We start from the raw sequence: 22,709 nt of genomic DNA, 5'->3' as shown, positions 1-22,709 counted from the left end.
ACAAAAAAGCCTGCAGGAGCACAACATGCGCCACATCGCGCTTTGGCAAACCCTTGCTGGCTGCGCCCTTATTCTCGCAGCCGCCACTTCCCAGGCAACCGTTTACAAAATCGAGACCACGGACGATGTGGGGGTCACTTTTGATGATCGCCCTGAGAATGCCTCCCCTGAAGAAGATCGTTACCAGGTCACTCCTACCACCAGCGGTGCCCAGTGCCGTCTGCGTGAAGCCATCTATGCCATCAGTTACCAGACTACCGTTGGGGCCTGTGAGGCCGGCACGGGCAATGACACCATCCGCCTGCTTGAAGGGGAGACCTACTTGTTGACGGAAGGAGAGCTTCCGATTGGTGGCAAAAAGATCAAGTTTATTCAGAGCACGGTTATGGTCGCGGACCCGGACTGTGTCGAGGTTGACCCGGCAGACTGTGACCAGGTAGAGCAAGTGGTGCTCGATGACGATGACAATCCTGTGATGATACCTGTCGCTGATCCTGAAGATGACATTGTCATTTCGCCCAATATCAGAATTGATGTGTTCCTGGACAGCTTTGAAGAACCGGAAGACAAGGAAAAGCCTGTCATCTCTGCGGGCGGAAACAGCCGCGTGTTCCTGCTGGAGCGAGGCTCGTTGACGCTGGGTAACCTTATTTTGCAGGAAGGCTCGGCCAATAATGAAGTCGACCCGGCAGAGAGAAATGGCGGGTTGATCCTGGCCCATGGCGGGCTTGGCTTATCAGAGAATGTCGAGTTGCGTGGAGGCCAGGCGATCAACGGTGGCGCGGTATACCTTGAGAACGGTAGCAACCTGGCTTTTCCGGAAAGCACGCTGTTCGAAGACAATGTGGCCAGCGGCAATGGTGCCGTGATAGCAACGTCTGCCGAGTTTGATGGGGAAATTACCGGTCACCGCTTTTACATGGCAGGTAACGAGTCTCAGTCTGATGGTGGGCTGTTCTATCTGGATGGAGATGAAGACAAGCAGATTGTGTTTGATCTGACCAATGGAACCATCACCAACAATAGTGGCGGCGTTATCCAGTTGGTAGCGCCGAAGCATCAGCTGGTGCTGCAGAACATGACGATCGTCTTCAACGAAGGCTTGGCGCTACATCTTGATGAAGCTCAGCTGGATGTGCCGACCGATCCGGATGAAGATCCACCAGAAGCGTTCAGTACGGCCTTTATCTTCAATACGGTACTGGCAGGTAACAGCAATGGGGCATGTGCGGGTACTGCGTTGGATGGCACCGACGATGCCGATGCTACCTTGCTTTACACAATTACCGACGACGCTACGTGCCCTTTGCCGCGGGAGCAGACCGAAGGGACGCCGGTGACACTGGACCCGAACGGAGCCTCGGCGGAAGTGCTGCTTGGCTGGAATGAGACAACGGCCAGTCGTGTCACTTGCGTGGGAACCGGCTCCGGAGCCTGCATGCCGATTCCTGCCGAAGAGCTGGGCGGAAATTTTCCTGGCTTTCTCCCTAACCCGGAACCCGCCGGGTTGGATACGACAATACCAGAGGCAACTCCCAGCCTGTTCGATCGCGGTAACCCGGAAACGGTAGATCAATGTGCCAAGCAAGACATGCGCGGTGAGTCGCGGGGTGGCGCTGGTGGACGTTGTGACGTGGGAGCGGTGGAATTTCTGCGTGCACTGGCGCAACCGGATGAGATTGATCTGATTAGCGGCCGGACTGTGCTCGGAGACGTGCTGAAAAATGACAGAAATGACACTGTGGTGGATTGTGGACGTCTGGAACCAATCATTATTGATGAAGGCACCTGCCCGGTCATGGATAGTGCCTGCCTTGAGCAAGAAGTACTTGAGCGTTGCATGACAATTATTGTTGCCCCTGAGCGGGGACGGGCATCAGTGGAAATTGATGGCCAGGGTTACCCTCGTGTTCGTTATTCCCCGGACAGCAGTTTTCACGGCGTAGATCAGCTGCGTTATTTGGTTTCCCGGTATGCCTTTGCTGGTGGTACCGATATCGGTCTGGATCAGAGTGAAATTGCCAATATGGTGGCGCAGCCGTCCAGTGGCCTGACAGAGCCCAAGAGTATTCTGGGTGGCAGCAGCGGTGGTTCTTTTTCCGTCCTGGCATTTTTAACGTTGCTCGTTGGTGGCCTGCTCCGCCGGTGGCGTTCAGGGCTTGTTGCCCTTGCCGTGATGCTATCGGGCACAGTGTTGGCTGCTGATATTGAAGTGAACTCCCTGCTCGATGATAACCCTTCCATTACCAATGATGGCTTGTGCACCTTGCGAGAAGCGTTGGCCAATGCCGCTACTTTCAGTAGCCCGGACTGTGATTTCGGTGCCAAAGGCGAAGATCGCATCCTGCTGCCTGCCGGCGATATCCATCTGGAAGGCACACTGGTAATCCAGGGGGGCAGTGTGGAGCTGGTCGGCAAAGGCGTTCGCAATGCAGATGATGCAGAGCCGGATGCTGAGGACACCATCACCCGAATTATCGGGGATGGACAGAGCCGATTGTTCGAAGTGCGAGCGCCAGTTAGTAATGGTCATCCCAGTGTGTTGTTTCGCTATCTCCAGCTGGAAGGCGGTAACGCCTCTGTGCCTGGAGGCACCCCCGTGGGTGATCAGGGATTTGGCGGTGCAGTCATTACCGGCGGCTCCGTGGTTTTTGACCGGGTTATCCTTCGCAATAACCGGGCAGACCGTTCCGGTGGGGTTATCTATGTACGGGCCAACGCCGGCAATGAAAAACAGGTGTCCTTCAATCGTGCCTATGTGACAGGTAACGAGGCGTTGCAATCCGGTGGTGTTATGGCAACCACAGCCCAGAATGGAGAGAGTTTCCGGTTTGCCGCTGTTGATACAACGTTTGAGAGCAACCATGCTGACGTTGAGGGTGGCGCCTTTGATTTGAATGTTCCAACCGGCAATTTCATTGCATTTTCCAACAGTACCTTTGTGGACAACAGTGCACCGAAAGGCTCGGCCCTGGATCTCAGTGGCGTGGATATTAATGTCCGTCTGATGAATCTGACCTTCGTGAATAATGCTCCGGGGAATGGTATTGAACTGGGCGACTCTGAAGCCACGGTCAGCTTGGCAAACAGTATTGTTGCGGCCAGTGGAACCAGTTGCTCAACAGGTACCGGGGAATTGCGCGATAGCGTTTACAACCTGTTTTCTGGCGCTGCCTGTACGGCAAGTGGTACAGATGAGAACAATGACGATGGGGAAGGTGGAACCGCGGGCATGTCATCAGTGCTGGAAGGTGAGACGGGTAGTTCTACGGACTATACGCCTCCGTATCTTGTTGCTGCTGATCTCAACGATTTATTAATCATTGATGCCGGCAACGACGAAGAGGATCTGCAATCTGGTACCTCAACTCCGCTGCGCTGCCGCGCTGCGGATTTGCGTGGTATTGCCAGGACTTCTGGTGGCATTTGTGATCGAGGGGCCTTCGAATATCAACAGATTACCGCTGCAGATGACGAGTCCAATAACCAGCGTGCGCCAGATCGTCGCGTCCTGATTGACGTCTTTGATAATGATTTGCCGAGTGATGGAGCCGAGATTGAGCTGCTTGATGGAAATGGCGAGTTACTGGACGACCGTTTCGTTTTCACTCCGGCGCAATTTGATATTGTCGGCGGGAAAGAAGAGGTCAATCCGACGGCCGGCTCTTACACGTATGACTCAGCGACCCGCCGTTATGTTCTTGGTGGCAGTGGATCCCAAGCCGATGGCACGACTATCGAGTTTGTCTGGGAATTTTACAGCGAATCGGTTGATGGTTATGACGTGAAATGCGGCGATCCGCTTCCCCAGCGTTTCATCAATCGCAATCCGGACAATTATGATGATGGAGATGTGGCCGAAAATTGTATCGTCCTGTTCACTCCTTCAAATCAGGGCTTCATTCCAGATTCAGTAGATCCAGCCAAAGATGCAGTTTGTGAAGCCCTCAATGATGATGACAGAGACACGCCTCGACTGGTTTTCCTTTACAACTTTGAAGACAACGCGGCACCGGCCCAGCAGTCCTCGGATGCTTCTGTCAGCATGAGTATCACCAACAAGGCGCCGAGCATTACTGGCCAGACCCGTAGCAGCGGTCCTGGTGAATCTGTGACCTTCAAAATTACCGCTGATGACCCCGATGGTGACTCGAGTTCCATCAATTGGCCAACGCTTAGAATCAAGGATGAGCCTAGTTTTACTAAACGTAATAATGAAACGGGTAGTGCTAAGGGCACGGGGATAATCATCAATTCTGACGCGCGCACCGTGACCTACATCCCCGATAGTAACTTCAGCCCGTTCAAGGACAGCTTTACTCTGGAAGTGGAGGATCACTGTGGTAGTACTTCGGCGGCTGCCACCTTCACCATCACCTACCCGGGAGAACAGGAAGACGCAAGCGCCGGTAGCTGGAGCCTTGGCCTGCTCTCCGGTCTGTTATTACTGTTCTGGCGTCGCCGGCGCCTTGCGGCGGCGTAGCAGGCTGCGCCGCAACAGCTCCCAGATCAGCCCCCCGGCCAGCATGCTGGCCAGCAAAAGCAGTAATTTGGGGATGTCCACCAGTGTCCAGAACAGGATGTCGATGCTGGTGGGCTCCAGATTCTGAAGCACGATAATTGCCACCACGATCACCGCCAGAATTTGCAAGGCCCCGATCGGGTGGGTCACCAGCCACCGGCCTGTTGTCTTTCCTCCACGGGCCAGCTTTGAGGGCTTGTGTTCGCTGCGCTCTTCCATGTCTGACACCTCTGTTATCGGATTGGATCATTTCTTCCATCCTCCCCATCATGCCAGTCTCTGCCACTATGGCTAGTGAGCCTCTGAATAACTCCTTGCATGCTCAGCTTTGGTCTTACTCGTGCCAGCCGGGGGACATGCCTATAATAGTGCTGTCGCGGAAAGGAGAAGTGAATGGATATCAGTGCGGGTTGGGATCTGGTGGTGATTGGTAGTGGGCCGGCGGGTGAAGCGGCGGCCATGCAGGCGACCAAGAAAGGCCTGCGGGTAGCCATTGTCGAAGACCAGACATCCCTGGGAGGTAACTGCACACACTGGGGGACCATTCCTTCAAAGGCGCTTCGTCATCTGGTACGCCAGGTGATTCGTACTCAGCGCAATCCTCTGCTGCGTGGCATTCTCAATCCCCGTGAAGTCCGTTGGCAGGATCTGATTGCCAGGACCCGCGAGGTCATCGATTCACAGGTCCAGGTGCGTACGGATTTCTATATCCGTAACCGGGTGACGGTGTTTGGTGGCCGGGGTGAGCTGCTTGGCAATAACGAGGTGAAGGTGGAAGACCGGGAAGGGCGGCTGCATCTGCTCAAAACCCGTAACGTTGTGATTGCTACAGGCTCAAGGCCCTATCATCCGGAGGATGTGGATTTCGAGCATCCCCGTGTCTACGACTCAGACACCATTCTCACCATGGACCATACCCCACGCCATATCATCATCTATGGGGCGGGGGTGATCGGGTCGGAATATGCCTGCATCTTTACCGGCCTGGGAATCCGGGTTGACCTGGTCAATTCCCGGCAGCATCTACTGGATTTTCTGGATACGGAAATTTCCGATGCGCTCAGTTATCACCTGCGCGAGCAGGGCTGCACCATTCGTCAGGATGAGGAATACAAGCGGGTTGCTGCCGACGATGATGGTGTCACCCTGGAACTGAAGTCCGGCAAGAAACTGCGCGCCGATGCCTTGCTGTGGTGTAACGGTCGCTCCGGTAACACTCAGGACATGGGGCTGGACGCTGTCGGCCTTGAGCCCAACAACCGTGGGCAGTTACAGGTCAACGAGCGCTACCAGACCAGTGTGGAAGGTATTTATGCCGTCGGCGATGTGGTGGGTTGGCCCTCCCTGGCTAGTGCGTCCTATGACCAGGGCCGCTTCTGTGCGGCGGCCATTGCCGGCGATGACGTTCGGCAGGTGACCGACGTGCCTACCGGCATTTATACCATCCCGGGGATTAGCAGCGTGGGGCGCAACGAGCAGGAGCTCACCGACGCCAAGGTGCCCTATGAGGTCGGACAGGCCTTCTTCCGCAATCTGGCCCGGGCGCAGATTACCGGTGAGCGGGTAGGGATGCTGAAAATCCTGTTTCACCGGGAGACACTGGCGGTGCTGGGCATCCATTGCTTCGGCTATCAGGCCATGGAAATCGTCCATGTGGGCCAGGCCATCATGCGCCAGCCCGGTGAACAGAACACGCTGGAGTACTTTATCGACACCACCTTCAACTACCCGACCATGGCGGAGGCCTACCGGGTGGCGGCGATCAACGGGATTAACCGGATCAGGCGGTGAGGGCAGTGAATAGTGAACAGTTTCGCGGAGCAGTTTATCTGTTCTGTGGACGCACGAGGCCGCGCCCGGAGTATGGACGCGGCCTCGTGCATTTCAGACAAGGATGCGCTGGCACGCGCGCTATTAACTGTTCACTGTTAACTATTCACTATCTCTGCTGTTTCCCTGCCTCCATAAAGAATTCCCTATTGCGTTGCCGTGACTGACTGCTTTTCCGTATCAGTACATAGGTGGCGCCGCTGCCGCCCTGGTTCTGGGGGGCGGAGTGGTAGGCGAGTACCAGATGACTCTCCTCGAGCCAGTGCATGACGTAGCTCTTCAGAAAGCCAGGACGCTCGCTGTGCACCCCTTTGCCGTGGCTTATCAGGACGGAACGCAGGCCCTGTTCGTGGGCTTTCATCAGAAAAGCCTGCACCCGGTCTCGGGCGTCCATCAAACGCACCCGATGCAGGTCCAGCAGGTCCTGGGCATCATACTTGCCCAGCCGCAATTTGCGGTATACGCCTTCCTGTACGCCGTTTTTCTTGACCCCGACAATATCGGTGGGGCCAATCCGGGGGACTTGTTCCGGCACGGTGAGGGGATTGCGGTCCTTACGGTCATCCATAACGGCGGCGCGGCGCAGTTGCTCGCGCAGGCTGTCTGGCCGCTTGGTCCGGGGTAGGTTAGCGCGATTATCCGGTTTGATCGGTGTCACATCCGCCATTTCCTGGCGGAACAGATCATCGTCATTGGTGGCCATGGAACTGCTCCACAAAACCCGTTAGTTCATGCTTGCATGGTACACAAAGCGGGCAGAAACTGGCAGTGAGACCCTTCCCGAGAGGTAGTTATGGAGCGACGACGTTTCCGCAGGCCTCGACTGAGACTGAATGTCCGGGCTTCCATCGATCGAAAGCCGGTGGGGCATATTCTCAATCTGACTGACGAGGGTCTGTGCCTGACCGGTCGTGGTTCGCCACCTCAGGGGAGCCAGTCACTGCTACTGCAACTGCCTTTACCTTTATCGGGTCATCGTGAACTGACAGTGATGGCGGAACCCCGTTGGCATGATTATTTGCCCAATGGACATTGGCGGGGTGGCTTCAAGCTTCTGGCGGATGAGGATACAGCTGCAGCACTGACCACTCTTGCCAGCCGTTACGGCGATAATTAGCCAAAAGGAGAGAGGGGCTTCATCCGTGAAGCCCGGTTTTCAGACCTGGAAGCGAATGCTCCCGAGATGGAACCTGTTTCAGTAAGGACGCGAATCGCGGCTTTCGCGCGAGTCACTTTTGTCCTCTGAATCGTGCCGATGACGTTTTGCATCACGTTTGCGACGTTCACGTTCAGCGCGCTTGTGTTCTTCGTTCCAATCGTCCGGTTCATAGTCATCAAAATGTCGACGACCCATGGTGCTACTCTCTTTACAGAATGAAAGGGGGTTCTCAGTGCTTTATATAGCACTAATCCGGCGAAGGGAGAAGTGTCCGGCACACCATTTGTTGGTGCGCCGGGCAGCGATTATCGACCGTAAGTCTGATCCAGGTAATTCAGAATGTCTGCGGATTCGAACAGTTCGGCGCCAGTATTGGGATCTACCAGGTAGGGAACGGCGATGCGGCCGGCTCGTTCCATCAGGGCGACCCGGTTACGCTGACGGGGCGCATAGTCATCAAGAAGACGCCGCCGCACCGGCGGTAGCACCCAGTCCTGCCATTGATCCCGGCCGCACTGACGAAGCAGGTAGGGAAGCTGAAGCTCGGTGAGGCGTTCGCGAACCAGGCGGGCGAAGGGACTGGCCTCAAAAGAGTAGAGTTCCAGTGCCTGTTCGGGCGCCTGGCTGTCCAGGACGTGCAGGCCACGGGAGGCACGGGGCAGTGACGCGGACACCGCAGCGGCCGTGCGCAGGCTGCGTACCAGCCAGCGGCGCGGCGCCGGGCGGCCGCCGTATTCACGGTACAGGTAGTCGATGATATCGGCGGATTCATACAGCGCGGCCCCGGTATTCGGGTCCATCAGATAGGGGAACTGCTGGCGTCCACCCAGGCGCTCCACCAGTGGGCGGTAACGCTCACCGCCCTTGGGGCAAGGGAAAATCAGCACATCCAGATCCAGATCCGTCAATGCTTCGCGAACCAGGCGGCAAAACGGGCAGCCTTCCATGTCATACAGTTCAAGGGGTTCCTGGGGCGTCTTGCGGTGGCCTTTGCTGGCAATGCCTCGACCCTGCTGCAGGGCGGAAGCGGCCAGGGAGCGCAGCACCTCGGTGTTATGGGACATAGCAAATTCTCCTGAAACGAATGTCCAGACCTTATCATCTCTCCAGTCCCTCGCATTGGCCCTCAAGACGCCTTGCATATCAAGCGGTTAACCACTGCCCGTTCCGCTCACCCTGGCTGTTAACTCCTGTCATTGAGTGACGGGCTCGGGTAGGGCAATCTCTTCGGTCTACATTTGGCCGGTACCTGTCACTTTGTTGCGAACCCATGCACTGACAGGTGCCGCCCTTCACAACCCGTCAGCTGAGCTGACATCTGCCTGAGGCAAGAGGAAGGTTCCATGACCGAAGCCTATATCTACGATGCCATCCGTACTCCCCGTGGTCGGGGTAAAAAAGATGGCTCACTGCATACGGTGAAGCCGCTGGACCTGGTGGTCGGCCTGATCGATGAAGTGAAAGCCCGTTTCCCCAATATGGACACCAACCGTATTGATGATCTGTTGCTGGGTGTGGTTACCCCTGTGGGCGATCAGGGTGCCTGTATCGCCAAGACGGCAGCGCTGGCTGCGGGCCTGCCGGATACCGTGGCAGGTTACCAATTGAACCGTTTCTGTGCCTCTGGCCTGGAAGCGGTGAACACCGGTGCCCAGAAAGTGGCCTCCGGCTGGGATGACCTGATTCTGGCGGGTGGTGTGGAAGCCATGAGCCGGATTCCCATGGGCTCTGACGGTGGTGCCTGGGCCATGGATCCGGTCACCAACTACAAGACCGGTTTCGTCCCTCAAGGCATTGGTGCTGACCTGATTGCCACCATCGAAGGTTTTTCCCGCCGTGATGTGGATGAATTCGCCGCCGAATCTCAGGCCCGTGCTGCCACTGCCTGGGAAAAAGGCTACTTCGGCAAGTCCGTGGTACCGGTGAAAGACCTCAACGGCCTGACCGTACTGGATCGTGATGAGCACGTTCGCGCCGGCACTACTGCTGATGGGCTGGCAGGTCTGAATCCCTCTTTCGCCATGATGGGCGAAATGGGTGGTTTCGATGCGGTGGCGCTGCAGAAATACCACTGGCTGGAAAAAATCGATCACGTTCACCACGCCGGTAACTCCTCCGGCATCGTGGATGGCGCGTCATTGGTCGTGCTGGGTAACGAGCAGGTCGGCAAGGATTACGGCATGAAGGCCCGTGGCCGTATTGTCTGCACCGCCATCAGCGGTGCCGATCCGACCATCATGCTGACCGGCCCGGGCCCGGCCGCCAAGAAGGCGCTGGCAAAAGCCGGCCTCAAGACCAGCGACATCGATCTGTGGGAAATCAACGAAGCGTTTGCCGCCGTGGCCATGCGTTTCATGAAGGACATGGACATTACTCCGGATGTAACCAACGTGAATGGCGGTTCCATTGCCATGGGTCATCCGCTGGGTGCCACCGGTGCCATGATTCTGGGAACCGCGCTGGATGAACTCGAGCGTCGCGACAAGAAGTACGCGCTGTGCACCCTGTGTGTGGGCGGTGGCATGGGTATCGCCACCATCATTGAGCGTCTGTAAACCGCGTCGAACGAATTCGGAGAAAGAACATGAGTGAACAAACTGCAATCCGTTGGGAACAGGACGCGGACAACATCGTTACCCTGATTCTGGATGATCCCAATCAGTCCGCGAACACCATGAACGAGCTGTACGGCAAGTCCATGGCAGCCACCGTGGAGCGTCTGGAAAAAGACAAAGACAACATTGCCGGTGTCATCATCACTTCCGCCAAGAAAACCTTCTTTGCCGGTGGTGATCTGCGTGACCTGCTCAAGGCAAAAAAGGAAGACGGCCAGGTTTTTCTGGATAACGTCACCGAGATCAAGCGTCAGCTGCGGGTGCTGGAAACCCTCGGCAAGCCGGTAGTGGCGGCGCTGAATGGCACCGCCCTGGGTGGCGGCCTGGAAATCGCCCTGGCCTGTCATCACCGTATCGCTATCAACGATAAATCCGCCCAGTTCGGTCTGCCGGAAGTGACCCTGGGTCTGCTCCCCGGTGGCGGCGGTGTCACCCGCGTGATTCGCATGCTGGGTATTCAGGATGGCCTGATGAAAGTGCTCATGCAGGGTCAGCGCATGAAAGCCGACAAGGCCCAGAAAACCGGGCTGATCGACGAGTTGGCCGCTGACCGTGACGAGATGCTGGCCAAGGCCCGCGAGTGGATCAAGGCCAATCCGAAAGCCCAGCAGCCCTGGGACCAGAAGGGTTACAAGATCCCCGGGGGCGACCCCAAGAACCCCAAGTTCGCCATGAACCTGCCGGCCTTCCCGGCCAATCTGAAAAAGCAGATCAAGGGCGCCAACTATCCGGCCCCGCTGGCGATCATGTCGGCGGCTGTGGAAGGGGCCCAGGTGGATTTCGATAATGCCTCCACCATTGAAGGTCGCTACTTTGTGTCTCTGGTTACCAGCCAGGTCGCCAAGAACATGATCACCGCCTTCTTCTTCAACCTGCAGGCGATCAACGCCGGTGCCAGCCGTCCCAAGGATGTGCCGAAATTCCGTGCCGAAAAAGTCGGCATCCTCGGCGCCGGCATGATGGGCGCGGGCATTGCCTACGTGACTGCTCGCAGCGGTGCCCAGGTGGTGCTGAAAGATATCTCCCAGGAGAACGCGGAGAAGGGCAAGGATTACTCCCGCAAGCTGCTCGACAAGGACATCTCCCGGGGCAAGATGACCGAAGAGAAGAAAGAGCAGATCCTGTCGCTGATCCATGCCACGGCAGATGCCAAGGATTTGGACGGGGTGGACTTCGTGATCGAGGCGGTGTTCGAGAGCACCGAACTGAAGCACAAGGTCTTCCAGGAAATCGAGGATGTGGTGAAGCCCGATGCGGTGCTGGGTTCCAACACCTCGTCTCTGCCGATTACCGGCCTGGCCAAGGGCGTGAAGAAGCAGGACAACTTCATCGGTATCCACTTCTTCAGCCCGGTGGATAAAATGCCACTGGTGGAAATTATTTCCGGCAAGGACACCAGCCCGGAAGCACTGGCGAAGACCTACGATTACTGCCAGCAGATCAAGAAGACCCCCATCGTGGTCAACGATGCGCGTGGTTTCTTCACCACCCGTGTCATCGGCACCTTCGCCAACGAAGGCATTGCCATGCTGGGTGAAGGTATCAATGCCCAGTCCATCGAGCAGGCCGCCATGCAGGCCGGTTACCCGGTAGGCACCCTGAACCTGATCGATGAGATCAACATGGAAACCGCCCTGAAAATCGGCAAGGCAGCCCGTGACGATGCCAAGCGTGAAGGTCAGGAGCTGCCGCCAGAGCATCCAGCAGAAGTGGTCATGAAGAAAATGGTCGAAGAGCTGGATCGTCCCGGTAAAGTCCAGGGCAAAGGCTTCTACGAGTACCCGGAAAACGGCAAGAAGCACCTGTGGTCAGGCTTGAAAGACGCCTTTGGTGGTGACAAGGAGATTCCGTTCGAAGATATCAAGGAGCGGATGATGTTCGTGGAAGCCATTGAAGCAGTGAAATGCTTTGATGAAGGCGTGATGGAGTCTGTTGCCGATGCCAACATCGGTTCCATCTTCGGTATTGGCTTCCCGGCCTGGACCGGTGGCGTGATCCAGTACATCAACCAGTACGAGGGCGGCCTGCGTGGATTCGTGGCCCGTGCCCAGGAACTGGCCAAGTCCTACGGTGATCGCTTCAACCCGCCAGCTTCCCTGGTGGAGAAAGCGGAAAAGGACGAAATCTACAAGTAACGGTGGGTTTTGTCTGATAAGAAAACCCGGCCCTGTGCCGGGTTTTTTTATGTCTGTACGTTGCGCCGATACAGGGCTAGCGTGGCCCTACCCAGAAGTGCGGGTTACAGGCCACTTCCCACAGATGGCCGTCCGGGTCGGCAAAGTAGCCGGCGTAACCGCCCCAGTCGGTGGGCTGGCCCGGCTTGATCAGTTGTGCGCCGGCTTCCTGGGCCTGGGCCAGCAACTGGTCGACCTGTTGTGGGCTTTCCACATTGTGGGCCATGGCCACACCCCGAAAACCCTCACCGGATGCTGCAACGCCAGCATCAGCGGCAAGATCGTCATGGCCGAACAGGCCCAGCCAGGTGCCGTTCAATTCAAAGAACGCCACCGGCGCATCGTCGGGCATGGCACGGCGGGGCAGGCCCAGGCCCTGTTCATAAAAACGGATCGCCGTGGTCAGGTCCCTGACGCCAAGGGTGATCATGCTGATCCGTGGTTCCATGAAAATCTCCTGTTTGTCGAGCACGCTGCCCTTTATGCTCAATACGGTATACCCAAGGGAGTACGTATGGAACTGGACCGCTTTGGTTGGCCCTCAGGGCCCACCCTCAACGTGCAGAGTTTGCCAACAGATTACCAGGAGCCGCCGCAACAGGATCTGGATGCGGTGCTGGACGGTCTGCACGAATACCAGCGGCGTCTGTTTGCCAATCGACGTCACGGGGTGCTCCTGGTGGTGCAGGGGCTGGATGCTGCCGGCAAGGACAGCCTGATTCGCACCCTGGCCAGGGCCATGGACCCGGCCGCGTTTCGGGTGCATGGGTTCAGTCGACCGCTGGGTGAAGAGGTGGATCATGATTTTCTCTGGCGAGTATGGCGCCACCTGCCGGCCCGCGGCGAAGTAGTGGCCTTCAATCGCAGCCATTACGAATCCGTGCTCGCTGAACGGTTGTGGCCGGTTACCGAACACAGCAGCGATGACTGGCCGCTCAAATACCAGGCCATCAACGCCTTTGAGCAACACCTGCATCGGGAAGGGACCCGGATCATCAAGATCTGGCTGAATACCTCGCAGGAAGAGCAACGCCGCCGCCTGTTGAAACGACTCGACAAGCCGCGCAAGCGCTGGAAGTTCGATGCCGCAGACGTAGAAAGCTGGTTGGCCAGAGACGCTTACCTGTCGCTGGTGAACGAGACCCTGACGGCCACCCATACCCTGCATGCTCCCTGGCATCTGATTCCCAACGATAACAAGCAACACGCCAGGGCGGCGGTGGCGCAATTGCTTTTGTCTACCCTGAAGGAACTGGCGCCTGAGTATCCCCAGGAAAATCCGCAGTGCATCGAGCACTATCGGCGTGTATTGACGCAACAGAATGATTGAGTGGCAGCGATGAACAGTGTGCTGACAATGGTGGCCGGGCTTGGGCTGTTCCTGTTTGCCATGCAGCTGGTGGAGCAGGCGGTGCAGACCCTGTTCAGCGAAAAGGCGTCCCACTGGTTGCAGCGCTCCACCAATACCACCCTGAAAGGCGTGCTTGCCGGGGCCCTGATTACCGCCGTGATGCAGAGCAGCTCCCTGGTCGGATTACTGGTGCTGGCCTTTGTGTCAGTGGGGATACTTCCGCTGCGTCATGCGATGGCGGTGATGCTGGGGGCCAATCTGGGCACCACGGTAACCGGCTGGTTGGTGACCCTGTTGGGTTTCAAACTCTCGCTTTCTGCGATCAGCCTGCCACTGGCCGGGGCCGGCGCGCTCTGCTATGTACTGCTGTCGAAAGGTGTGTGGCGTTCTGCGGGCTTGTTCCTGCTGGCTTTCGGCTTGCTGATCTTTGGGCTGGATACCATGAAGGTGGCCGTTGAAGGCGTCGGGCAGCGTTTTGATGTGAGCTGGCTACAGGGTTATCCGCCGCTGGTGTATCTGCTGGCCGGGGTGCTGCTGACCGCTATCATCCAGTCCTCGTCGGCAGCCATGCTGATTACGTTATCGGCACTTAACGGGGGCTTGATTGCCTTGCCGGAAGCCCTGGCGCTGGTGATCGGTGCGGACCTGGGGACCACCAGTACCTTGCTGCTTGGAGCGATCAAGGGGTCCGTGCAGAAGAAACAGGTGGCGGCGTTTCATGTGTTTTATAACCTGGGAACGGCGCTGCTGGCCTTTTTCCTGATGATGCCGGTGTGGCCAGAGATCTCTGGCTGGTTGGGTCTCAGTGATCCGCTATATGGCCTGGTGGCCTTCCATACCGGTTTCAATCTGGTCGGGATTGTGGTGTTCGCGCCGTTACTGGGTGCCATGGAGCGGAGTATTGAAAAGCATATTGGCAAGCGAGGACATCATGACCTGTTCGCCGATATCAGCCCGCAATCGGTGGAGCCGGCGTTGTTGGTGCTTGGTCGCGAGACTGACAGCCTCATCGAGCGGGTCAGGAACTATTGCCTTCACCCCCTGCAGGGGCGCTCTTTGTCTCGTTTCCTTGAGGAATACGGCCGGGTGACAGACATGGAAATGGAATTGGCTGACTATGCCAACCGGCTGGCTCAACAGCCCATGACCGAGGGGCAGGAACAGCGCCTGCGGCGTCTTCGCGCCCGGGTGCGTGAAGCGGTTTATGCCTTGAAGGCGCTGAAGGATGTGGCGGATGATCTGGCGCTTCTGGCAGCAAGCCGTGACCCCGGCCTGCAGGGGTTCAGTGAGCAGATCCTGCAGGCGCTGGAGCGACTCTATCAGGCATCACCCTGCGATGAGCTGGCGGCACAGCATCGCCTGGCCATGGAACAGCTTCAGCGCGACGCCTATTTACTGGTGGCAGATGCCCGTTTACGGGGGATCAGCGTGCTGAATCTGGCGCGGGAAGTGGATGAGAGTGGCCGCCACTGGTTGCGGAGTCTGGCTGTGATGGATGGCGATACCCTGTGAGGGCTGGCGTCAGGCTGACGCCCCGGTGGGGGAGAGGTTGCCGGTGGCTAACTGGCTGAAAGCCACTTCCAGCCAGCGTCGCAATTCACTGGGGCGCAGGGGCTTGGGCATCAAGGTCTCGCCGCCTGCGTCCAGGCATTGTTGCCGGTAGGCCTCGCTGTTGTTGCCGGAGATAAACAGAATGGGGGTCTGGCCATTCTGGTTGCGGATATCCCTGGCCACGCTGAATCCATCCAGTGTCGGTAGTTCCACGTCTAGGATCAGCAGGTCCACATTTCGCTGTCGGTAAAGACGTAGCGCTGCCTCACCGTCGGCGGCCAGTACATATTCATGGCCCAGCTCTTCGATGATACGGCAGATGATAAGACTGACAGCTTTATTGTCTTCGACAACGAGAACATTCATGAATGATTTTGTAACGTAACGGCGCGCTGATAACAAGGGTGAAAGACACGTCAAGGTAGTTTTTGTTATTTCAACGTACAATGGCGCGACCGGATCGGGTAAACACTATGTCAATTATGGCCAGTTTCTTTATTATTGGCGGTCCGGATTCCGGTCAGAGGATTCGAGATACAAGCCCGGCGGACAAGAATGCTGAACGGGTAACGATTTCAGGATACTGAAGAAGCGGTTGAACCGCTTTTTGGCATTGCCAATGGTGTGAGGGTGGCGGTCGATGTACCAGCGCAGAACAATCAATATCAATCGCGTAGTGAAGTTGCTCCAGGGGGCGGGCCGGTCCGGTGCCAGCATTCCCGATCTACTTGATCAGTGCGATATCCCCCGACAGTTGCTCGATGACCCGGACGGTACCATCGAGCGAGACACCTTTATCAAGATGATGCTGCTGATTATGCAGCAGACCCAGGACGAGTTTCTCGGTTTTGGCCAGGGTCGCAAATCAAAGCCCGGCACCTTTTCCATGATGGCCCACGCGGTGATCAATTGCCCGACCCTGGGGGCGGCCATCGAGCGGGGTATCCGCTTTTATGATCTGTTCGAGCTAAGCATGCATTCCCGTATAGAGCGGCACGGAGACATCGCCCGGCTGGTGGTAAAGGCCGACCCGCGCCTGGATTTTCGGGAAGTGATCATTGAGACGTCCCTCTTTGTCTGGCTGCGTTTTATGAGCTGGCTGGTGGGCAAGGCTATCGAGCCCCAGCTGGTGAAGCTGGATTACACCGATGTGAGGAACGATGAGGAACACCGTTTCCTGTTCGATTGCCCCATCGAGTACAGCGCCGACGAAAATGCGGTGAGTTTCCGTGCTGATTTTCTTGACCTGCCCCTGGTGCAAAACGAGCTGTCTCTTTCCAAGTTTCTCAAGGATTCCCTGGCTCAGTTGTTCGATGGCAATATCCACAATGTGGGGTTGCCGGCGCAAATCCGGGCGATCATCTCCAACGAATACGGCAACAGCTTCCCCGATTTCACGGAAATCTGCGGTAAACTCAACATGACGCCGCAAACCCTGCGCCGCCGGCTGAAAGAGGCCAATACCAGCTACCAGGAGATCAAGGACTCCATCCGCAAGGATGCGTCAGTCTATTACCTGTCCAAGCCGGATCTGAGCATCGATGAAATTGCCCTGTTGATGGGCTTCAGTGAAGCCAGCTCTTTCCACCGTGCCTTTAAAAAGTGGACGGGCAAGACCCCATCCAGCTTCCGTAAGGAGCATTTCGGCGTCAGTCATTAATCTGACCGATTACCAGGACCCGCAATGACAGTGCAAGACGCCAACACGGCCCGCCTGCTGGTAACCTGCCCGGACAAGCCGGGTATTATCAGCGCCGTCAGTACCTTTCTGTTCAACCACGGTGCCAACATCACCGATTTCGACCAGCACTCCAGCGATGCCCGGGGTGGCACTTTCTTTCTGCGCCTGGAATTCCAGACACCGGAGCTGGACTGCTCCCGGGAGGCGCTGCGCAACAATTTCGCCAGCCGGGTCGCTGAACCTTACGGCATGCAGTGGCAGATCAGCTATGCCAGCGAGAAAAAGCGCATGGCGGTGTTGGTATCACGCCATGACCACGTGATCATGGATTTGTTGTGGCGTACCTCGCGGGGCGACCTGCCGGCCACCATTCCCATGGTGATCAGCAATCATGATGATCTTCGCGGCGAAGTGGAGCGCTTCGGTATCGATTATCACCATATTCCGGTGAACGGCGATAACAAGGCCGAGGCGGAAGCCAAGGCGTTGGCGCTGTTGGAGGGCCAGGTAGACGTGATCGTGTTGGCCCGCTACATGCAGATTCTGAGCAGCGAGTTTGTTTCGCACCATCCGCACCGCATTATCAACATCCACCATTCCTTCCTGCCAGCCTTCGTGGGCGCCAACCCCTATCAGCAGGCCCACGATCGTGGCGTCAAACTGATCGGTGCCACCAGCCACTATGTGACAGAAGATCTGGATCAGGGGCCGATCATCGAGCAGAACGTGCAGCGGGTCAGCCATCGGCATTCCGCTGACGAGCTGAAGTCGCTGGGGCAGGACGTGGAACGGCAGGTAATGCTGCGCGCGGTTCGCTGGCACCTGGAAGACCGGGTCATCGTCGATGGCAACAAGACAGTGGTGTTTGTGAAGTAACCCCGGACACTGACGCCTGACGCCAAAAACTAAAATCGCACAGGCGTCAGGCGTCAGGTGGTCAGTTGCTATAACGCAGCCCGATCCCCAACGTGCCAAAGTTTTCGGATTCCAGTTGCGTGTGGCGGTAATCCGCAGTTACAGACAACTTATCCAGCACCGGGATTGCCAGGCCTACGCCGAGATAGGGCGCAATACCACTTTGACTATCGCTGCTAGGGGCTTCCGATAGCGACAACACGGTGTCGCCATTATTATCCAGCAGGGTGCGCTGCTGACGGTTCTCCAGCTCAAAATCGTAGATATAGGCGCCGCCTTTCAAGTATACCCAACGCCTGGTCTGCCACAGGAGCCCTACAGTGAAGCCATTGATCTCCAGCGAATCTTCTTCGTTGATGCGGACACTGCTGGCCCCGGCACCCTGTTCCGACACCGTTGGTGCTCTTACAAATTCACTGTCGATGGAATCCTTGCTCTGACGCAGGAAACCTGCCTCCAGTCCCAGACGGGAGTCACCACCCAGATCCACACTGTTGAGCCACATGCCAATGCGTATATTCAGCCCATCGGTGGTATCAAAGCCATAGGGGGCCAGGTCAGCACGTAGCATCTGCGCCTCGGCGTAGAAGTCCACATCCGGTGGCGCCAGTTCTTCCTCGGCATGAGCCAAAGAGACAAAAGGGGAGAGCAGGGCGGCGCCAAGGCCCAGAGTCAGCGGCAATATTGTTTTCATTATTGATCCAGCCGTTGTGATAAGGACAATGTAGAGCCTCAAAGAAGCTCCCATATTGTAACCAGCGCGAGACCAACATGCACAGTGACTTGCAGCACGCCCATGATGAAACCCTGCTGGGGTTGTGCCGACCCGGCTTCGAGAACGATCTGGCGGCGGAGCTGAGCTACCATGCGGCGGAGCAGATGGTTGGCGGTTATCCGCGTACCGTCCCGGATAGCGGCTATGTGCTCTGGCACAGCCAACAGGGTTCCATGGCGGCACTGCTGGATAGTGGGCTGATTTTTGCCCGTAGCCTTAGCCTGGCCGAAGGGCAGTTCGTGGATATCGGCGATGACCGGATTGCTGAACTATGGCCACTGCTGAAGCAGGCGGCTCCTTTCAGTGCGGTGTTTCTGGAACATCCGGACACCAATGACGGTCGTGAAATGCAGCGCTTTCTGCGCGGCTTTCGCAAGGCGCTGGAGCCACGTCTGAAAAAGGCTGGTCTGTTGAAACCCGGTGCCCGCCAACGGCTGCACCTGTTCTTCAGTGATTCCCACAATGGCTGGGTGACCAGCAGCCCGACCGCTATCCCACTTGCTGAAGGCGGGGTGCGACGGCTGAAATTGCCGGCTGAAGCACCCAGCCGCTCCGCGCTCAAGGTTGAAGAGGCGCTGATCCGTTTTTTTGGCAGCACGGACGGCCTCACAGCAAAAACCGCTGTGGATCTGGGCGCTGCCCCGGGCGGCTGGAGCTGGCAACTGGCCCGCCGTGGCATCAAGGTGCAGGCGGTGGATCACGGTAAACTGGATACCCGCCTGATGGATGAATATCCGGTGGAGCATATCCACGGTGATGCCTTCACCTGGCGGCCCCGAAGCAGTGTGGACCTGGTGGTTTGCGATGTGGTGGACAAGCCGGCGCGCACCCTGCAGCAAATGGAAAAATGGCTAACCCAGGGTTGGTCCAGAGCGGCCCTGTTCAATCTCAAGCTACCCATGAAGCGTCGTTTCCAGGAGGCATGGCAATTGCTCGAGAAACTGACCGTTGCCATGGAGCGTCACGAGAATCTGGGCGTGCCCGAGATCAAGGCGGCCCAGCTTTACTATGATCGTGAGGAAATTACCGTGTGGGCTGCGTTCCACCGGGACTATTGATCATGCCCACAACCCGTGCCACCCCGGCACTCTTTGCCACCCTGGGTATGCTGTACTTTGCCCAGGGTCTGCCGGCCGGCTTGTTGGGTAAGTCCATGCCGGCCCTGGCCAGGGATGCAGGCCTGTCACCGGAATGGATCGGCCTGCTGGCGCTACCGGCGTTGCCCTGGGCGCTGAAATTTCTCTGGGCGCCTTGGGTAGACCGCTGGGGCAGTGGCAAACCCAATCACCGCAAGCGATGGATTCTGGCCTGCGTATTTGCCGTGATGGTGGTGCTGGCCATCACCGCACTGTTCCCCCGGGAATGGCTGTTCGGCCCGGGCTTTGTGCTGCTGGTGGCGCTGCTGTTCCTGCTCAACCTGTTCAGTGCCACCCAGGATATCGCCACCGACGGTCTGGCTACGCGCTTGTTAACGCCGGACCTGCGTGGGCTGGGCAACAGCATCCAGGTCAATGGCTACAAGATCGGCATGATTTTGGGTAGTGGTGCGTTACTGATTTTGGTCGGTCGCTGGGGTTGGCAGGGCACCATGGCGTGCATGATCATCGCCTTGATGCTGGTTGCCCTGGTGGCGTGGCGATTCCGGGAGCCGCCAGAACCGGTGAAGCCCCGCCGGCCGGTTACCTTGCGCTGGTGGCGGCGGCAACTGACGTTATTCTGGTGGCGACCGCAAATGGCGGTCTGGTTGCTCATTCTGCTGGGTTACAAGGTTGGCGATGGATTCGGTTCCCGTATGATCAAACCCTTTCTGGTAGATCGGCAGTGGAGCCTGGAAGCCATTGGGCACCTGGATCTGGTGTCTTCCCTGGTGGGGCTGGCCGGGGCCGCGTTGGCAGGCGTGCTGATGATGAGGATGTCGCGCAAACTGGCCCTGTTCGGTTTTGCCGGCTTGCAGGCCGTGTCCTTTCTTGGCTGGTGGATGGTGGCCAGCAGCCCGGCGGATCACTGGATCTGGCCGGTGGCCCTGTTCGAGCAATTCGCCGACGGCCTTTCCACCGTCGCCCTGTTTGTACTGATGATGGACTATTGCCGCAGCGGCCACGAGGGCAGTGACTACACCATGCAGGCCTCGGTGCAGTTGTTTGCGGTGGGAGCCTTCACCCTGGCCAGCGGCTTCAGTGTGGCCTGGCTGGGCTATGCCAGCCACTTCTTGCTGGCTGCGATTCTCTGCACAGCCGTTATAATGGCCGCCTTTTTCTGGCAAGCGCCCATTGATGGCAACGCAAAAAAGGTAACTCCATGAGCCACGACGCCCAGCACCACCTCGATGCCACCGGCCTGCTGTGTCCTGAACCGGTGATGATGTTGCACAACAAGGTGCGCGACATGGCCCCAGGCGAGGTCCTGGAAGTGCGCGCCACCGACCCGTCCACCGAACGGGATATTCCCAAGTTCTGCCAGTTTCTTGGCCATACCTTGTTGGGGCAGGCGCAGGAAGGGGAGCTTTGGGTTTATTGGATACGGAAAAAGCAGTGAACAGTTAATAGTTAACAGTGAATAGTTGCGCGCCCAAGCGCATTGAAAGTTGAACGCAAAGAGGCCGCGTCCATGGCTTGGACGCGGCCTCTTTGCGTTGTGGATTCACTCACGGATCAATCCGCGTAGCTTTTCACTATTCACTATTCACTGTTAACGATTAACTGCATTTTCAACTCCTTGCCAGCATGGCCACCGCCGCCAGTGCTTCCGGGTCGCGTTCTTTCAGTTTGTTGGCGATGCCGTGCTGAAAGAAGTAGCGGAAGTCCGGCAATTGTTGCGCCTGGATCAGGCATTTGGCGCCGGGTAGTACCGGGGTTTCCATGGTGCCGCTTTCATCGGCCACCATAGCGGCCAGGGTGCCGTCTGCGGTCAGCCGCCAGCTCACCACTTCCATCAGGCTGATGGTGTGAAAATCATCCTCGGAAAATACTGCATGAGTGCCGATGGTATCGGGGATTTCCTGAATCATCTGTTGGCCGGGCTGGGGTTTGCCAAAGAAGCCCAGTGCCGCATCCAGCTCCTGTACCTTGTGCTCGGGAGCCTCAACGAACAGGTAGTCGCTTTCCGGCAGCCGGTAGCCTTCCCAGCGACCGTTCAGAGGGTCCGCCAGCGCCATGGCGGTCACCGGTTCTTTCAGCCAGGGAACCATGGCCACGGTATCGCCATTGGCGAGACGAGCCCAGGCCAGGATTTTCAGGGAGAAGAGTTTATCGGGGTGGTGGTCGTTGGCGTACAACAGCTCAATGCCATCGTATTCCGGGGAAAGACGCAAAATGGGGGGCTGTGCCGCTTTGCGGCGTGGAGAGAAAGGAACCACATTGTTCCCGCCAGGGTGTTGCCGGTGAGCCTGAGTCATGGGCACCTCCCGGTACAAGTCCTTGGCGCCGCCAGCCCGACACACAGTGTTCGTTCTGCACGGCCCGTTAATTCACGTTAGCCTGTACGAGGCGGCCATGCAAGCCGGTGCAGAAAGCAATTGATAGTTGATAATGGATAATTGATAGCTGCGCGGTTTTGGTACTGAGGTGGCTCGCCGCGAAGGTGCCCGCGCGTCGGGGTGGCGTAGCCTGTAGGCCTGAACGCGGTTGACTTGTGGTTCGGCTTTATCCCCTTTTAATGTTCATTTCATCCAGGAGGCGGGTGTGCAGTGTGAGTATTATTTTGCCTATGGCTCGAATATGAATCCGGCCCGCATGGCGGTACGGGGCATGCAGTATCGGGAGTCCACGGCGGCGCGGCTGGAAGGGTGGGCGCTGGCATTTAACAAGCGGGCCCATGGCAAGCAGGGCATTGCCTACGCCAACATTGTGCCGACCAATGATGTGGTGGAAGGGGTGTTGTACCGCTTGCGCGATCACAATGAAATCGAACGGATGGACCCCTTCGAAGGCCACCCGGTACGCTACCGGCGTGAATGCCTGCCGGTACTGACCGGCGCAGGGGAGATCCCCACCTGGGTCTACATTGCCAACGCAGACTGGCAGGCAGAAAACCTGAAACCGGAGCGCTGGTATCTTAATCATCTGTTGAGCGGGCGCCCCTGGTTGACCGACAGTTATTACCGAAGGCTGTTGCAGGTGCCGGTATTTGAAACGTAG

Annotated in this window: 20 protein-coding genes; 13 read left to right on the top strand and 7 right to left on the bottom strand. The window is 57.5% G+C overall.

Features of this window, described 5'->3' with window-relative positions:
* Positions 1–25 precede the first annotated feature (25 nt).
* Positions 26–4,483, top strand: coding sequence for a choice-of-anchor Q domain-containing protein (locus ACMG4N_RS12735; protein WP_414431937.1), 4,458 nt, complete (start codon positions 26–28; stop codon positions 4,481–4,483).
* On the opposite strand, the gene ACMG4N_RS12730 is transcribed toward ACMG4N_RS12735, so the two are convergent.
* Positions 4,445–4,741, bottom strand: a complete 297-nt coding sequence (locus ACMG4N_RS12730; RefSeq protein WP_414431936.1) for a hypothetical protein — start codon at positions 4,739–4,741, stop codon at positions 4,445–4,447. The genes ACMG4N_RS12735 and ACMG4N_RS12730 overlap by 39 nt on opposite strands.
* A gap of 174 nt (positions 4,742–4,915) precedes the next feature.
* On the opposite strand from ACMG4N_RS12730, the gene sthA reads away from it, so the two are divergent.
* Positions 4,916–6,313: a Si-specific NAD(P)(+) transhydrogenase gene (gene sthA / locus ACMG4N_RS12725; protein ID WP_414431934.1), complete on the top strand. Its 1,398-nt coding sequence runs from the start codon at positions 4,916–4,918 to the stop codon at positions 6,311–6,313.
* Between the two features lie 148 nt (positions 6,314–6,461).
* Here the strand turns inward: sthA and smrA are convergent, their stop codons facing one another.
* A complete protein-coding gene (smrA, locus tag ACMG4N_RS12720) occupies positions 6,462–7,055 on the bottom strand; it encodes a DNA endonuclease SmrA (RefSeq protein WP_297769283.1) in 594 nt (197 codons plus the stop codon).
* 90 nt (positions 7,056–7,145) lie between these two features.
* Between smrA and ACMG4N_RS12715 the strand changes: the two genes are divergently transcribed.
* Positions 7,146–7,469, top strand: a complete 324-nt coding sequence (locus ACMG4N_RS12715; protein WP_414431933.1) for a hypothetical protein — start codon at positions 7,146–7,148, stop codon at positions 7,467–7,469.
* A gap of 347 nt (positions 7,470–7,816) precedes the next feature.
* On the opposite strand, the gene ACMG4N_RS12710 is transcribed toward ACMG4N_RS12715, so the two are convergent.
* The gene (locus ACMG4N_RS12710) at positions 7,817–8,575 is read right to left on the bottom strand and encodes a glutathione S-transferase N-terminal domain-containing protein (protein ID WP_414431931.1); all 759 of its coding nucleotides are present in this window, start codon (positions 8,573–8,575) and stop codon (positions 7,817–7,819) included.
* A gap of 279 nt (positions 8,576–8,854) precedes the next feature.
* Here ACMG4N_RS12710 and ACMG4N_RS12705 point away from each other — a divergent pair, with 279 nt between their 5' ends.
* Together ACMG4N_RS12705 and ACMG4N_RS12700 are read left to right on the top strand one after the other, a co-directional pair.
* Positions 8,855–10,066: an acetyl-CoA C-acetyltransferase gene (locus ACMG4N_RS12705; protein ID WP_414431929.1), complete on the top strand. Its 1,212-nt coding sequence runs from the start codon at positions 8,855–8,857 to the stop codon at positions 10,064–10,066.
* 29 nt (positions 10,067–10,095) lie between these two features.
* A complete protein-coding gene (locus ACMG4N_RS12700) occupies positions 10,096–12,261 on the top strand; it encodes a 3-hydroxyacyl-CoA dehydrogenase NAD-binding domain-containing protein (RefSeq protein WP_414431927.1) in 2,166 nt (721 codons plus the stop codon).
* Between the two features lie 76 nt (positions 12,262–12,337).
* Here ACMG4N_RS12700 and ACMG4N_RS12695 read toward each other — a convergent pair whose 3' ends face one another.
* On the bottom strand, positions 12,338–12,748 hold the full coding sequence (locus ACMG4N_RS12695; RefSeq protein ID WP_414431926.1) for a VOC family protein: 411 nt from the start codon (positions 12,746–12,748) through the stop codon (positions 12,338–12,340).
* Positions 12,749–12,814: 66 nt separating this feature from the next.
* On the opposite strand from ACMG4N_RS12695, the gene ACMG4N_RS12690 reads away from it, so the two are divergent.
* Together ACMG4N_RS12690 and ACMG4N_RS12685 are read left to right on the top strand one after the other, a co-directional pair.
* Positions 12,815–13,630 (top strand): polyphosphate kinase 2 family protein, encoded by an 816-nt coding sequence (locus tag ACMG4N_RS12690; protein WP_414431925.1) that lies wholly within the window; start codon positions 12,815–12,817, stop codon positions 13,628–13,630.
* Positions 13,631–13,639: 9 nt separating this feature from the next.
* Entirely contained in the window at positions 13,640–15,163 is a 1,524-nt protein-coding gene (locus ACMG4N_RS12685) for a Na/Pi cotransporter family protein (RefSeq protein WP_414431923.1), read from the top strand.
* Positions 15,164–15,172: 9 nt separating this feature from the next.
* On the opposite strand, the gene ACMG4N_RS12680 is transcribed toward ACMG4N_RS12685, so the two are convergent.
* Complete coding sequence (locus tag ACMG4N_RS12680) at positions 15,173–15,568, bottom strand: response regulator (protein WP_297769306.1); 396 nt, start codon at positions 15,566–15,568, stop codon at positions 15,173–15,175.
* Between the two features lie 274 nt (positions 15,569–15,842).
* On the opposite strand from ACMG4N_RS12680, the gene ACMG4N_RS12675 reads away from it, so the two are divergent.
* Together ACMG4N_RS12675 and purU are read left to right on the top strand one after the other, a co-directional pair.
* Positions 15,843–16,862 (top strand): AraC family transcriptional regulator, encoded by a 1,020-nt coding sequence (locus ACMG4N_RS12675; protein WP_273009443.1) that lies wholly within the window; start codon positions 15,843–15,845, stop codon positions 16,860–16,862.
* A 24-nt stretch (positions 16,863–16,886) separates the two neighbouring features.
* The gene (gene purU, locus ACMG4N_RS12670; protein WP_273009441.1) at positions 16,887–17,759 is read left to right on the top strand and encodes a formyltetrahydrofolate deformylase; all 873 of its coding nucleotides are present in this window, start codon (positions 16,887–16,889) and stop codon (positions 17,757–17,759) included.
* 61 nt (positions 17,760–17,820) lie between these two features.
* Here purU and ACMG4N_RS12665 read toward each other — a convergent pair whose 3' ends face one another.
* Positions 17,821–18,492 (bottom strand): outer membrane beta-barrel protein, encoded by a 672-nt coding sequence (locus tag ACMG4N_RS12665; protein WP_297769311.1) that lies wholly within the window; start codon positions 18,490–18,492, stop codon positions 17,821–17,823.
* A gap of 77 nt (positions 18,493–18,569) precedes the next feature.
* Between ACMG4N_RS12665 and rlmM the strand changes: the two genes are divergently transcribed.
* The 3 genes from rlmM to tusA are packed head-to-tail and all read left to right on the top strand — an operon-like array spanning position 18,570 to position 21,108.
* Positions 18,570–19,631, top strand: a complete 1,062-nt coding sequence (gene rlmM / locus ACMG4N_RS12660) for a 23S rRNA (cytidine(2498)-2'-O)-methyltransferase RlmM (protein WP_414431921.1) — start codon at positions 18,570–18,572, stop codon at positions 19,629–19,631.
* 2 nt (positions 19,632–19,633) lie between these two features.
* Positions 19,634–20,875 carry an MFS transporter gene (locus ACMG4N_RS12655; RefSeq protein ID WP_414431919.1) on the top strand — a complete coding sequence of 414 codons (1,242 nt, stop codon included), beginning with the start codon at positions 19,634–19,636 and terminating at the stop codon, positions 20,873–20,875.
* Positions 20,872–21,108, top strand: a complete 237-nt coding sequence (gene tusA / locus ACMG4N_RS12650) for a sulfurtransferase TusA (protein WP_297769318.1) — start codon at positions 20,872–20,874, stop codon at positions 21,106–21,108. The genes ACMG4N_RS12655 and tusA overlap by 4 nt, the downstream gene beginning before the upstream one ends.
* 172 nt (positions 21,109–21,280) lie before the next feature.
* Here tusA and ACMG4N_RS12645 read toward each other — a convergent pair whose 3' ends face one another.
* Positions 21,281–21,967: a hypothetical protein gene (locus tag ACMG4N_RS12645; protein WP_297769321.1), complete on the bottom strand. Its 687-nt coding sequence runs from the start codon at positions 21,965–21,967 to the stop codon at positions 21,281–21,283.
* 286 nt (positions 21,968–22,253) lie between these two features.
* On the opposite strand from ACMG4N_RS12645, the gene ACMG4N_RS12640 reads away from it, so the two are divergent.
* On the top strand, positions 22,254–22,709 hold the full coding sequence (locus tag ACMG4N_RS12640; protein ID WP_414431916.1) for a gamma-glutamylcyclotransferase family protein: 456 nt from the start codon (positions 22,254–22,256) through the stop codon (positions 22,707–22,709).

This window comes from Alcanivorax sp. IL2 (assembly GCF_047495475.1).
In the GTDB taxonomy this organism is placed as follows: Bacteria; Pseudomonadota; Gammaproteobacteria; order Pseudomonadales; family Alcanivoracaceae; genus Alcanivorax.
The sequence above is the reverse complement of the archived record's forward strand: the minus strand, read 5'-3'. Positions and strand labels throughout refer to the sequence as shown.